This window comes from Spongiibacter thalassae, from assembly GCF_012272835.1.
In the GTDB taxonomy this organism is placed as follows: Bacteria; Pseudomonadota; Gammaproteobacteria; order Pseudomonadales; family Spongiibacteraceae; genus Spongiibacter; species Spongiibacter thalassae.
In genome coordinates this window covers 459,877-473,013 of sequence record NZ_JAAWWK010000002.1, presented here as the reverse complement: position 1 = coordinate 473,013, position 13,137 = coordinate 459,877, and the positions used below count along the sequence as shown (strand labels likewise).

The following is a 13,137-nucleotide window of genomic DNA, read 5'->3' as shown; positions in this document are numbered from 1 at the left end:
ACAACGACAAACGCCGGGAGTGGGCCCCGGCGAAAAGAAAAATTATAGCGAACTCAGCACATTTTGTATGCGCTTGATTAACCGAGCTTTTCGTCGGTAGTCAGGGGGCGGGCCTCCGACTCCAGCATGACTGGAATCCCGTCGCGAATCGGGTAAGCCAATGCGCTGGCACGGCAAATGAGTTCGTTGCTCTCGGCGCTGTATTCCAGCGGAGCCTTGCTGACCGGGCAAACCAGAACTTCCAGTAACTTCTTGTCAATCATCTCGTGTCTCATTCTCGTAGGCGGCCGGGCCGCTATTGCGCCGATGCCGGCATCGGCCCCAGCAGCAATGCGGGGTCCAGTTTCTGACCAAACCAGTTCATTCGCCAGTCCAGGTGTGGGCCGGTGGCGCGACCGGTGGCGCCAACCTCAGCGATTTCCTGTCCCTGACTAATCTCCTGCCCCTCGGTGACCAGTATTCGACTCAGGTGAATAAAGGTCGATGAAATCCCCTGACCGTGGTCCACAATCAGGGTACCGCCGGAGTAGAACATATCGTCATAGGCCAGAGTGACGACCCCGTCCTGGGGCGCGACCACACGGGTTCCCGTCGGCGCGGCCACATCCACGCCGTAGTGGGGGCGACCGGGGGTGCCATTATAGACACGCTGGCTACCGAAAACACCCGTTACCGGCCCAATCAGCGGCCAGATAAAGGGCTTGGTAAAGTCGTTGCGATACAGGTAGTTACTGCGAGCCTTGCCAATCAACGCCGATTCCTTGCGAATACGCGCCAGCACCGAGGCTGGCGGGGTCACGGTTTTCTGCGGCACCCCTTCGATGCGCTGCACATTGTACTTCCGCTGTTCGATACCCAGCTCAGTCACCTCGCACTGCCCGTCAGACGCGCATATTTTTAATGGCATCACCGCCGGAGCATCGCGGTCAAAGCCCGCTGCAATCAAACCGTCAGGGCCGACCTTGACCTCGTGGGCACCCAGCTCCACACGACTACCGGGCGCGACACGCCCCCAGATCATACCGCCCTGTATCAGCGAGCCCTTCAAGCCCACGGCTTCAGCTTCGGTGACCGGCCCAGCGGACAGCGGCGCAGCGGCGATGGTCAGCCACAGCGCCAACAGCGAAAAACGCTTTCTCATGTAGTTCTCCACGTCTGTTAATACACGATATGATAAATCATTCAGCACAGTGTTCAGAGGTTAGTGTTCAATGAGTCGGTATCGACCACCCCGCCCCCGCGGCTCACGTTATATCACCCCGGAGGGTGAGGCAGTGTTGCGCAATGAACTGCGCCAACTCTGGAAAGTAGAGCGCCCCCAGGTCACCGCCACAGTACACGAAGCCGCCAAGAACGGCGACCGCTCGGAGAACGGCGACTACATCTACGGCAAAAAACGACTCCGCGAAATTGACAGCCGTGTGCGTTTTTTAACCAAACGCCTTGAGGAAATTACCGTCGTCGATGAAAAACCCAAAGACCGCGACAAGGTGTTCTTTGCCGCCTGGGTTACCCTTGAGGACGAAGACGGCGAACAAAGCCGCTACCGCATCGTCGGTCCCGACGAGTTCGATGTCAGCGCGGGAAAGCTGTCAATGGATTCGCCACTGGCACGGGCTATGCTCGGCAAACGCCTGGATGATGAAATTATGGTAAGCACGCCAAAGGGCGATCGCTACTATGCTATCGTCGCCATCGATTATTAATTCGCCAAGGGAGTTCGCCGCATGTTGTTGCTGTCGCTATTCTGGGCCTGGTTGAGCTGGAACGCTTACCACCCATGGAAGGGCAAACCCGAATTTATGGGAGTACTCAGTTTTATTTTCGGCCTGATCGCCGGTGAACTCCCCCTTCATCTGATCGCTACCGAAGTCGCCATCACCCTGCTGGTTGTTAGCTTTGGTGACTTGAACGGTTTTAGCGACGCGCTGGCACTGGGCATCGCTCTGGCAAGCTGGCTGGCACTGTTGAAGTTTCACGACCGCGCCGCCCAGGCTGAGCCCGTGCTGCGCGAGGCAGTCAACAGCGCACTGGGCCAGCTCGACCCCGGCTACGACCCCCGCATTGCGCCGCCATTTGCCGAAGACCAGCCCCTGCTCAACCCCTTCGATTATCGCCACCCGCTGGTGCAGCGTCACCAGAATATTCCCTATTGTGATGCCACTGGGTCGCCGCTGCATGTCGACATTTACCAGCGCCGGGACTGCCCGAAAAACGCCCCGGTACTCTTTCAGATTCACGGCGGCGCCTGGCTGCAAAACCTCGGCTCCAAAGAGCAGCAAGCTCTGCCACTGATGCGCCGCCTTGCCCTGGAGGGCTGGGTCTGCGTGTCGGTGCAGTATCGCCTGAGCCCCAAAGCGACCTTTCCCGACCACATCATCGACTGCAAAAAAGCCCTGGTGTGGGTGAAGGAAAACATTCACCGCTACGGCGGCAACCCGGAATTTATCGTGGCCACCGGCGGCTCTGCGGGCGGCCACCTGAGCAGCCTGCTCGCCCTCAGCGCCAACGCCCCGGAATTCCAGCCGGGCTTTGAGCAAATGGACACTCGAGTTCAGGGCTGCGTGCCGATCTACGGTGTTTACGACTTCACCAACAGCGAAAACCAGCGCGGCGACAGCGGACTGGAGAAAATGGTCGCCGACAAGGTGCTGAAAATTACCCGCAGCGAAAACCCCGGCCTGTGGCGACAGGCATCACCGCTGTACTGGGTGAACGAGCAGGCGCCGCCGTTTCTGCTGATTCACGGCGAAGCGGACACCCTGGTGCCGGTAGAAGAGTCGCGCCTGCTCTATGCCAAGCTTAAGGAAGTCTCGCACCAGCCAGTGGCCTACGCCGAACTGCCCGACGCCCAACACGCCTTTGAGCTGATGAACTCACGTCGCACGCAGATCACCGCAAACGCGCTGTGCTTTTATCTAGACCAACTCTACCAACGCCATCTCAGCGGTAGCGCCGATACGCCCAATGACAACGTGGTCAATATTGCCGCCAGCGCGACTGAAGACAGCGGCACCACCTAGCGGCACTTACTGCCCGGCAAGGGCCGCAAGCGCCGCGCTGACGTGATTGCCATTGCGGTGCAGCAGCACCTGCAATTTCAGCAGAGCCGCAACGCTCATGGAATCGGTAATGTCGCCGCTCATGGCCATGGCAATGGCTGCGTCCAATGGCAGTTTACGCACCTCGAGCTGCTCCGTGTCCTCGGGTTCAGCCTCCCCTGCGGTCAACCCGGTGGCGACATAAATATCCGCGACCTCATCGGTGCAGGAGTTACTGGTATGCAATCGCAACAGGGGATGAAGACCAGTGCAACGCAGGCCGGTCTCCTCAGCCAATTCCCGCCGTGCGGTATCTTCCGGGTTTTGCCCCAGCGGACAGCCACCCTCGGGAATTTCCCAGCTATAGCTTTCCAGCGGATAACGATACTGGCCCACCAGCCAGGTATTACCCTCACGATCAATGGGCACCACCCCCACTGCGGTGGTGTTAAAGCACACCTTGCCGTAGATACCGGGGGTCTGTCCCGGCGTGGTCACTTCATGGTGTTCCAGACGCAACCACGGATTCTCATATACCGTGGTATTACTGTGCTGAAGCCACGGCCCTAATGTTTTTGGCATTGGAATATCCTTAAGAAAAAACCTGGGTCAGTCTCGCGCGCAGCGCGGGCAGCGTGTCGCGCTCGAACCACAAATTGGATTTAAACCAGCGAATATTGCGCGGCGATGGGTGAGGCAAGCAGAAGCCAAGACTGTCCGTCGGCTGAGCCCGCAGGCGCTCGGTCAGGGTTCCTGTGGGTGTCCCAACCCCCAGCTTCTCGGCGTAGTGGCGTTGGGCATACTGCCCAATCAGCAATACCAACTCAAGATGGGGCATTTCCTGCCACAGCGGCTCATGCCAGGTTGCCGCGCACTCGGGTCGCGGCGGCAGATCGCCACTACGCCCTGCCCCTGGGTAACAAAATCCCATCGGCATAATGCTCAGTCTTGGGTCGCCGTAGAATGAGGCGCGATCCAGCTGCATCCAGTCGCGCAAGCGATCTCCGGAGGGATCGTCCCAGGGCACACCCGATTGATGGACTTTTCTGCCCGGAGCCTGACCAATTATCAATACTCGAGCGGCCCCATTCACCACCACGACCGGGCGCGGCCCCTCGGGCAGGTGTGCGTCACAAAGGCGACAGGCGCGAATATCAGAGAGAAGGGAATTCAGAGTTGCCATTGGCGCATCATGCCCCAGCCACCAGGCCGGGGCAACGCCTCAGCAGGCGTGAGTTTCAGGCGCCGCCAACGTAGGCGACACCCAGGGCCTCCAGAGTTTCAATAGACAAACGCCCGGTGGCCAGGCCCTGTTGACGCTGAAAATCTTCAATGGCCTTGAGAGAGCGCTTGCCCAGAACACCGTCGGCATATCCGGTGGGGAATCCACGTTGGGTCAGCGCCTTTTGCACCAAGCGGATCAGCTCCGGGCCGCGATGCCGTTCGCAGACAATTTCCCGCCAATCCAGCTTTTCCTCGCTGAGCTTTTCCCGGTAGCGATACTTTTCATATTCCGCCGGAATCACCACCCGCAGCTCAACGGCTGGCTCAACCACCTTTTGCACCCGCACGGTTTTATACACCGCGGGCACGGTCACTTCGCGGCTGTGTTCCGGGCGATCCACCACACGTTTTTTCACTGTTTCAAATACCGCCGGCTCAACCACCTTTTCGTAGACCGCCGGCGTGTCCAGCACCTGCTTTTCGACAGTTTTATATTCGGCGGGCAACTCGACATAGTGCAGAATTTCGCCGGACTCGGGGTCAATTTTTTCAACATCGCCGCGCCCCGGACGCCACACCCACTCAGCGGGTTTGGCCAGAATTTTTTCACTCACGGTTTTATAGCGGGCCGGGCTTACCAGTTTTTGATGAATCTTGCTCGGCAGCACTTCAGTGCGCTCTTCAACCCATTTGTAGGTGGCGGGCACCACCTCGATGCGGGTATGGGCTTCGCTGACGACAACCTGCTCCTCTACCCACTCGGTACGGGCCGGTTTCACCTCGATTTTTTCCGAGGCTTCCTTGACGATACGTTGGGACTCCCGCTCGATATACTGGGCAGGCACCGTCATCTTGGCATAGCAGGCCCCGGTGCGAGCATTGGGCGGCATATCGGGAAGGGTGTCGGTGACGGTTTGCGCTTTGATTTTTTCGATCTGGATGAGTGCATCAGCAAGGGCGGATTCCAGCGACGCGACACGACCAGCGGATGAATTGACCTCCTGCACCGGCGCAACCTGACCACCGCGGTAATGTTGTTGACCGGCGCAGGCGCTGCACAGCACCACCCCTATCAGTAGCCATCCCTGCCGAAAAAACACCCTCATACCTCCCCCGAATAAACACACCACGCCGGGCGGCCCGTGCGACTGCCCTAGACGTTGCGGTGTAATAAATAAGCGCAAAGTTTATAACGAAAGCTTTAAGCCTATCGACACAAAAGCCGCCGCATACGTATAAGCCGCAACATAAGCTCGCTGAATGGGGTAATCTGCAGGGAAAATATGACTATTGACCGGGAATTTTGCCGCGAAAACCCCAGGTCAATATGCTTTAATATCGCCCGTTTTTTCCACGCCCAACCCAGTGCAGGCAGCAATCGACCATGACCCATACCCTGGAACAGCTCAGCGACTCCGGCAATTTCCAACAACGCCACATCGGCCCTGGCCCGCAGGACACCGCCACAATGCTGGCCAAACTCGGTTACAGCGACCTGGATGCGCTAATCAAAGACACTGTACCGGCAGCGATCCTGCGTGAGTCGCTGCCGCTGCCCGCGGGCCTGAGCGAAGTAGACGCCCTTGCAGAACTGCGCGCCATCGCCGCCAAAAACCAGTGCGCCAAGTCCTTTATTGGCATGGGTTACTACGACACCATCACCCCCAATGTCATTCTGCGCAATGTCCTGGAAAACCCGGGCTGGTACACCGCCTATACCCCCTATCAGCCCGAGATCGCCCAGGGCCGCCTGGAAGCACTGTTAAACTTTCAGCAGATGGTGATCGACCTGACCGGGCTCGACCTGGCCAATGCCTCGCTGCTTGATGAGGCCACCGCCGCAGCGGAAGCGATGGCAATGTGCAAGCGCTCTGCGCGCAAGAACAAGAGCGATGTTTTCTTTGTCGATGCCCACTGCCACCCGCAAACCATTGCAGTGCTGAACACTCGCGCGGAAGCCCTGGGGCTGGAAGTGGTGGTTGGCGATGTCTTTGCCGACCTCGACCAACAGGAGTGTTTCGGCCTGCTGGTGCAATATCCGCAAACCGATGGCCGGGTGCGTGACCTGCGCGAGCTGTGCAGCGCCGCCCAGCAAAAAGACTGCATGACGGTGGTTGCCGCCGACATTATGAGCCTGGTTTTGCTCACTCCTCCCGGCGAACAGGGTGCCGATATTGTCGTCGGCTCCGCCCAGCGCTTTGGCGTACCCATGGGGCTCGGCGGCCCCCACGCCGCCTTCTTTGCCACCCGCGACAAATACAAGCGCTCGGTGCCCGGGCGAATCATCGGCGTGTCCGTCGACAGCCGAGGAAAGCCGGCCCTGCGCATGGCGATGCAAACCCGTGAACAACATATCCGCCGGGAAAAAGCGACATCCAATATTTGTACTTCCCAGGCACTGCTGGCGATCATGGCCGTGTTCTATGCGATTTATCACGGCCCCGAGGGGCTGGGACGTATCGCCCGGCGGATCAACCGCCAGGCTGCAGTATTTGCACAGGGCCTGCAGCAGCTCGGCTATACCTGCACTGACAGCTTCTTCGATACCATCACTGTCGACGCTGGCAGCCGCAGTCAGGCCATCGCCGATGCCGCCGAAGCACAGGGCATCAATCTGCGCCGCGGCAGCCAGACATTAGGCGTCAGCTTTGACGAAACCAGCAGTAGCGACGACATTCGCGCCCTGTGGGCGCTGTTTGCCCCCGAGGGCAGCACACTGCCTGAGCTGAGCGATGTGGACGCCCAACTGGCCCCATTGAGCAGCATTCCCGCCGACCTGCAACGCCACTCGGCCATTCTCGACCACCCGGTGTTTAACAGCTACCACTCCGAAACGGAGATGCTGCGTTACATGAACCGCCTGGAGCGTCGCGACATCGCGCTTAACCACTCGATGATCGCCCTCGGCTCCTGCACCATGAAGCTGAATGCCACCGCCGAGATGATTCCCGTCACCTGGCCGGAATTTGGCCGCATCCACCCCTTTGCGCCGAAACAACAAATCGCCGGTTATTTGCAACTGATCGATGAACTGGAAGCGCAACTGGTGGCCTGCACCGGCTACGACAAATTCTCCATGCAGCCCAATGCCGGCTCCCAGGGTGAATACGCCGGACTGCTGGCAATCCGCCGCTATCACGAAAGTCGCGGCGACCATCAGCGCGATATCTGCCTGATTCCCAGCTCGGCCCACGGCACCAACCCGGCCTCTGCTGCCATGGCCAGCATGCGCGTAGTCATTGTCGACTGCGACAAACTCGGCAATGTCGATATTGACGACCTTCGTAATAAAGCCGAGCAGCACAGCGAGCAACTCGCCGCCCTGATGGTCACCTACCCTTCTACCCACGGCGTCTTCGAGGAGGGCATTCGGGAAATCTGCGACATCATCCACCAACACGGAGGTCAGGTTTACGTCGACGGCGCCAACATGAACGCATTGGTTGGTTTGGCGGCCCCCGGCCACTTCGGTGCCGACGTATCCCACCTTAACCTGCACAAGACCTTCTGCATTCCCCACGGCGGCGGTGGCCCGGGCATGGGCCCCATCGGCGTAAAGGCACACCTTGCGCCCTTCTTACCCAACCACCCGGTACAGCCCATTGACGGCCTGAATACAGACAACGACACCGTTTCCGCCGCCACCTACGGCAGTGCCAGCATTCTGCCGATCTCGTGGATGTATATCCGTATGATGGGTGGCGCCGGCCTGCGCCGGGCGACGGAAATCGCCATCCTCAACGCCAACTACGTCGCCAAGCGACTGGGCGACCACTACCCGGTGCTCTACACCGGACGCAATGGCCGCGTGGCCCACGAGTGCATAATCGACCTGCGTCCCCTCAAGGAGAGCAGCGGTATCACCGAAGAAGACATCGCCAAGCGACTGATGGACTATGGCTTTCACGCCCCCACCATGTCCTTCCCGGTGCCCGGCACGCTGATGATCGAACCCACCGAAAGCGAATCACTGCGCGAGCTGGACCGCTTTTGCGAAGCCATGATCAGCATCCGCCGGGAAATCGCCAGGGTAGAAGCCGGTCAACTTCCCGCTGACAACAACCCGCTGGTTAACGCCCCACACACCCAGGACGATGTGATCGCCAGTGACTGGACCCGTCCCTACAGCCGCGAGGAAGCCACCTGGCCCGTTGCCAGCCTGCGTGAAGGCAAATACTGGCCTACGGTCAATCGCATAGACAATGTGTACGGCGACCGTAATCTGATCTGTTCCTGCCCGCCTATCGAGAGCTATCGATAGCCGGTCTTGCGCCACGCCCACGGGTTTAGAACCCGCTCTGGGTTGTGGCGCGCTCGCCCTTCGCCACCCGGGCCCATTACATAGCCCTGCCGCGACGCACCGCGCACCAATCCCGCAACAGTCTACGCACTAAAAAACGCCCCGCGACTTCCCCACAACACCTAACAAGCGACACTCCGACGCCAGTCGCGCCACAGATCTGGATAGTGTTAAAAATACCAATTTCGTCCGTCGCGAACTTCATAAGTTGCTTTAAAAACCGTACTTTAGTGAACACATCACAGAAATATTCACCAATTTGCCTCTAACATACAAACCTAGAGGCGTATGCAGTTGTTTTTAGCTGGCAGTTCCGAGAAACTAGCGATATAAGCATACATACAATTACGAATACCTTTGGCCATTAATACTGCTTCTCCGGGAGGGGAAATAATGACATCGAATAGACTCGCGCTATCACTGACGCTCGCATCGAGCTTGTTGGTAGCTTGTGGGGGTGGTGGCGACGCCCGGAGCCCCGACCGCCCGAATTTACGCCTTGATCCCGAAACCCTTCGCCTGGATTTCCCCCGCGGTAATGTACTGCCCGGCACCGGCAGCAATATGATTCCCGTGCGTCTGCTTGGCCTGCAGACCGACCAACTCAACACCAACCTTGGCCCCGAATTGAACGTGACCCGCGCGGCCTCGTGGACCATCACCGGTAACCTGCGCGACCCCGCCGTTGCGACTCTCGCTGACGACATTCGCAATGCCGGTAGCCTCCGTGATGTGCAGGATATTATCAGCAGTGTTCGGCTGCTGACCAACGACTCGCCACTTCAGGGCACCATTAATGCCACCTATCGTTTTGGCCAACAGGATTACGTTCGCAGCAGCAACTTTACCGTTGCGCCACCGGTACCCCTGGGGGCTCCTTATATCGATGGACAAGCAGCCATCGCCTTCAACCCGTTAAAGCCCGGCGCGACCTTTAAAACTGAATACAAACTGCTGCAAGCACTGCGCGACATCGCCGTGCAGGAAAACCAGACCGGCCGCGTGACCTTCTGTTCGACAAACACCGATATCGTCAGCTTTGAGGAAAAGCCCTACCTGGACTCGGTGGAAACCACCTTCACCTCGCCGTTTACCCTGAGCAACAATACCGAAATTGTCTCGCTGGAAATCTACGCCATGAGCGCAGAAACCACCCCCCAGCTTACCTGTGACCAGCTGGGTCAGCGCAGCGACCCCAACGACGATAGCAGTCCATTGATAGAGGCGGTCGCCCGCAAGACGATTCAAGTCATTCCCGCCATCGTCACCTCGATGGAAGTTTGCTCCATTACCAACCCGGCGGCCAATATTTGTGATCCGATCACCGGCGCCCTTAACCAGGGCTTTGTTAAACAGTGCAAAGGCCTGGATACCAACGGCAACCTGATCACCAGTGTCAATGAACCCGCTGGCGAAGACGTGCAAATGGCGGCCAAACTGGTTTACACCAACCCCCAAAATGTCAATCAGCCTCTGCTGACTCAGTACCAGTGTTCCGGCACCGACCGTCTCAGCTGGGCGGTGAACAATGTACCTGGCGCCAACATCTTTGACGCCAACGGCCTGGATGAAGAGGGCGGCTTCGGCGACTTTATCAGCCAGTCAGCTTACGAGGCTATCAAGGCCAACAACCCGCAGAACAAGGTCACCGCGACCTTTGTGAACAGCCTCGATGACAATGGCGAGCCCGAAGACACCATTTCGGCAGACCTGACCCTGAAGCTCACCGACGCCACTGTATCAGCCATAACCGTCAATCCAGTAGACCATATTGTGGACAATACGGTGCTGCTGAATCTGGTCGGCGCTGGCATCAAGTACGATACAAGCTGTACCTTCGGCACGGTGAACACGACTCAGGGAGCCTGTAGCGGTGGCAACGTCAGCTGGTCGGTTGTTGACGATACCCTGATTGAAGTCGATCAAAACATCGGCGCCAGCGTGACGGTCAACTCGGTTGATCAGCAAACCGAGGGCAGCACGGTTCTGAAAACCACATACAACGGCACAACCACGAATGGCGCCCCCATCACCGTGGACACCAACGTTGATGTCAAAATCGACCCCATCGTGTCCCTGCGTCTATTGCAAACTGTCAGAGCGAGCGAAACGCCTCCGGCTGGCGCGCCAACCGACCGCGTTGAAGACCCATTCTCTTGCTTGACCACCACAAGCCCGACCCCTGAGCCACCGGCAATTCAGTACCACGCCTACGCCCTGTTCGAAAGCCAAAAAAATGCCGAAGGACTGAGTGATCAGGACATCATCGACATCAAGGCCAACGACCCCAATAGCGGCTATTTTGATCTGTTCTTTGATGTCACCAACCAACCGCAAGTCACCTTTGCGGCGGTGCCAGGCTATTGGGCGGGCAACACCAGCGCCGACCGTGTGTGCTTCAGCGCATCGGCCTCTGACAGCAGCCCGGAGCCAGCTATTCCCGACCCCAGTGACCCCGATTTCGACCCCACTGACCCATCACAGGCACCGGTTCCGACCGACCCCGCCCAAATCAGTGTTGCCGGAATCGTTGTTGCCAATCTTCCCAACCTGTTCCCCGCCGGCGCGCCGCCAGCGCTGTTCAGCGCCACGTCAAAGGGACTGCTTGAGCCGGTGGGCATCAACCGCTTTGCCACCGTATGCATCCGCGTTTTTATCGATGAGAACGCGGATCAAAAATACAACGGCCCAGAGGGCCAGAGTGTTGGCGAACCGATCTCCTATGAGGGCAGCAGTGTACTGGTAACCAACGAAGGCTCCAGCGATCTTTGTACCGGAAGTGAAGGTCAAGTAGAGACCGAACAGCGCAATTCACCGAATCAGCAAGTGACTCTGCCCGCGTTTTATGCGCAAGGCCTCGCTACCGATCCGCTGTTACAGATGTCCGACGACAGTCAACCCCCCGCCGCGCCCTGAGGGAGCGGCCTGCGCCAGAACAACAAACTACAAACGCGCCCCATTCGGGACGCGTTTTACGATGTAAAGTGCATATGGAGACATTTACATGAGGAATCTGCGTACAGCCGCGCTGGCACTGGTCATGGCGACCACGATGCCCGCCTTCGCGGACGATGAGGAAACGGTAATCGATACCCGCTGGCGTGCCCACGCCATGATTGGCACCACCGTTGCCGACGACGAAGACAAGGACAACGGCGAGCAGTATAAAATTGGCTTCGGCAAGCCGATCAGTTCTTATTTTATGTTCGACCTGCACGCCAATGTCGGTGAGTTGAAAACTGATCGCAATGATGTCTACGAGCGTCAGGCCGCCGGTATCGACCTACTCTACTTCCCCTTCGGCGCCTTTGCACTGGACGCGACTCCCATGCAACCCTTTTTGGGTGTGGGCGCGACCTACCACGAAATCGAGTTTCTCGGCAGCAGCGAGAGCAACCACGGCAACGACGTGATTCTCGGTTTTATGTACGAACTGGACAAAGTGTCGCTGCGCGGTGAAGCCCGCTATCAGCTGGACAATATCGACGGGGTTCCCCATCCCACCAACCCCGGCACCAACATCATCGAAGAAGACACCTTCTACACCTATGCCTTTATGATCGGTGTGTCTGTGCCCTTCGGCGAAAAACCGCTGCCCTATAATTACGACAGCGATGGCGACGGTGTACCCGACCGTCTGGACAAGTGTCCGAACACCCCCCGCGGCACCCCTGTTGATGCCACCGGCTGCCCTCTGGACAGTGACGGCGATGGCGTTCCCAACTTCCGCGACAAGTGCCCCAACACGCCACCCGGTGCCAAGGTTAACGTGGATGGCTGCTCTATTGACGACGACCGTGACGGCGTACCCAACGATATCGACCAGTGCCCGGGCACTCCATATGGCGTCCCCGTTGATTCCCGCGGCTGCCCACTGGATAGCGACGGCGATGGCGTTCCCAACAAGATCGACGAGTGTCCCGGCACCCTGCCCGGCCTGAAAGTGAACTCGCGTGGCTGTGTCATCTCACAGACCGTCGATCTGAGCGGCGTACACTTCGAGTTCAATAAGGCACGCCTGATGCTGGATTCGAAAACGGTGCTTGGCAATGTTGCCAAATCGCTGGCGAACGAGCCCGACATCAGCATCATTATCGCGGGCCACACCGACTCCGTCGGCAGCGACGCGTACAACAAGAAGCTGTCGCAGGAGCGTGCGCAATCGGTTGTTGACTACCTTGTCACCCAGGGTATCAGCCGTTCACGGCTGCGTGCGGTGGGCTACGGCGAAAGCAAACCCGTCGCCGACAACAACACCGAAGAAGGCCGCGAGCGTAACCGCCGCGTAGAACTGCAGGTCATCAGCCCGAATCAATAAGGCTGAGTGAACTGAACGAAGGGGCGGCATTGACCGCCCCTTTTTTATGTCTGGACGACGGGAGACGGTGTTTTGCCTCCGTGACCTTTCAGTCAAACCGAATCTATAGATGTACGATAAATTCCGCACCCGCTCAGGCCGCCTTTGCGTTTCCCGTCCAGCGTCTCCGGCTTTTCAGCGCAAAACACTAACGATCGTTCGTTGACATGCTCTCAACATCTCCCTACACTCTCACCATTCCAAATAAAAACGAC

The 13,137-nt window shown here is 58.3% G+C and carries 10 protein-coding genes; 5 read left to right on the top strand and 5 right to left on the bottom strand.

Annotated features, from left to right (window positions below; all coding sequences use genetic code 11):
* Window positions 1-77 precede the first annotated feature (77 nt).
* Together HCU74_RS06340 and HCU74_RS06335 are read right to left on the bottom strand one after the other, a co-directional pair.
* The gene (locus HCU74_RS06340; RefSeq protein ID WP_168449571.1) at window positions 78-263 is read right to left on the bottom strand and encodes a Trm112 family protein; all 186 of its coding nucleotides are present in this window, start codon (window positions 261-263) and stop codon (window positions 78-80) included.
* A 32-nt stretch (window positions 264-295) separates the two neighbouring features.
* A complete protein-coding gene (locus HCU74_RS06335) occupies window positions 296-1,141 on the bottom strand; it encodes a M23 family metallopeptidase (protein ID WP_168449570.1) in 846 nt (281 codons plus the stop codon).
* Between the two features lie 70 nt (window positions 1,142-1,211).
* Here HCU74_RS06335 and greB point away from each other — a divergent pair, with 70 nt between their 5' ends.
* Complete coding sequence (gene greB / locus HCU74_RS06330; protein WP_168449569.1) at window positions 1,212-1,706, top strand: transcription elongation factor GreB; 495 nt, start codon at window positions 1,212-1,214, stop codon at window positions 1,704-1,706.
* A gap of 21 nt (window positions 1,707-1,727) precedes the next feature.
* The gene (locus HCU74_RS06325) at window positions 1,728-3,023 is read left to right on the top strand and encodes an alpha/beta hydrolase (protein WP_168449568.1); all 1,296 of its coding nucleotides are present in this window, start codon (window positions 1,728-1,730) and stop codon (window positions 3,021-3,023) included.
* A gap of 6 nt (window positions 3,024-3,029) precedes the next feature.
* On the opposite strand, the gene HCU74_RS06320 is transcribed toward HCU74_RS06325, so the two are convergent.
* Genes HCU74_RS06320 through HCU74_RS06310 form a run of 3 tightly spaced genes read right to left on the bottom strand, consistent with a single transcriptional unit; the run spans window position 3,030 to window position 5,371 of the window.
* Window positions 3,030-3,623 (bottom strand): NUDIX domain-containing protein, encoded by a 594-nt coding sequence (locus HCU74_RS06320; protein WP_168449567.1) that lies wholly within the window; start codon window positions 3,621-3,623, stop codon window positions 3,030-3,032.
* 10 nt (window positions 3,624-3,633) lie between these two features.
* Window positions 3,634-4,224: a uracil-DNA glycosylase family protein gene (locus HCU74_RS06315; RefSeq protein WP_168449566.1), complete on the bottom strand. Its 591-nt coding sequence runs from the start codon at window positions 4,222-4,224 to the stop codon at window positions 3,634-3,636.
* Window positions 4,225-4,279: 55 nt separating this feature from the next.
* A complete protein-coding gene (locus HCU74_RS06310) occupies window positions 4,280-5,371 on the bottom strand; it encodes a peptidoglycan-binding domain-containing protein (protein WP_168449565.1) in 1,092 nt (363 codons plus the stop codon).
* A 278-nt stretch (window positions 5,372-5,649) separates the two neighbouring features.
* Here HCU74_RS06310 and gcvP point away from each other — a divergent pair, with 278 nt between their 5' ends.
* From gcvP to HCU74_RS06295, 3 genes are all read left to right on the top strand, one after another.
* The gene (gcvP, locus tag HCU74_RS06305; RefSeq protein ID WP_168449564.1) at window positions 5,650-8,526 is read left to right on the top strand and encodes an aminomethyl-transferring glycine dehydrogenase; all 2,877 of its coding nucleotides are present in this window, start codon (window positions 5,650-5,652) and stop codon (window positions 8,524-8,526) included.
* Between the two features lie 432 nt (window positions 8,527-8,958).
* Window positions 8,959-11,481 carry a hypothetical protein gene (locus HCU74_RS06300; RefSeq protein WP_168449563.1) on the top strand — a complete coding sequence of 841 codons (2,523 nt, stop codon included), beginning with the start codon at window positions 8,959-8,961 and terminating at the stop codon, window positions 11,479-11,481.
* A gap of 88 nt (window positions 11,482-11,569) precedes the next feature.
* Window positions 11,570-12,883, top strand: a complete 1,314-nt coding sequence (locus HCU74_RS06295; RefSeq protein ID WP_168449562.1) for an OmpA family protein — start codon at window positions 11,570-11,572, stop codon at window positions 12,881-12,883.
* Window positions 12,884-13,137: the final 254 nt, after the last annotated feature.

Coding starts and splice junctions, on each gene's coding strand:
- HCU74_RS06340 (WP_168449571.1), bottom strand. CDS start 263: ATGATTGACAAGAAGTTACTGGAAGTTCTGGTTTGCCCGGTCAGCAAG.
- HCU74_RS06335 (WP_168449570.1), bottom strand. CDS start 1,141: ATGAGAAAGCGTTTTTCGCTGTTGGCGCTGTGGCTGACCATCGCCGCT.
- greB (WP_168449569.1), top strand. CDS start 1,212: ATGAGTCGGTATCGACCACCCCGCCCCCGCGGCTCACGTTATATCACC.
- HCU74_RS06325 (WP_168449568.1), top strand. CDS start 1,728: ATGTTGTTGCTGTCGCTATTCTGGGCCTGGTTGAGCTGGAACGCTTAC.
- HCU74_RS06320 (WP_168449567.1), bottom strand. CDS start 3,623: ATGCCAAAAACATTAGGGCCGTGGCTTCAGCACAGTAATACCACGGTA.
- HCU74_RS06315 (WP_168449566.1), bottom strand. CDS start 4,224: ATGGCAACTCTGAATTCCCTTCTCTCTGATATTCGCGCCTGTCGCCTT.
- HCU74_RS06310 (WP_168449565.1), bottom strand. CDS start 5,371: ATGAGGGTGTTTTTTCGGCAGGGATGGCTACTGATAGGGGTGGTGCTG.
- gcvP (WP_168449564.1), top strand. CDS start 5,650: ATGACCCATACCCTGGAACAGCTCAGCGACTCCGGCAATTTCCAACAA.
- HCU74_RS06300 (WP_168449563.1), top strand. CDS start 8,959: ATGACATCGAATAGACTCGCGCTATCACTGACGCTCGCATCGAGCTTG.
- HCU74_RS06295 (WP_168449562.1), top strand. CDS start 11,570: ATGAGGAATCTGCGTACAGCCGCGCTGGCACTGGTCATGGCGACCACG.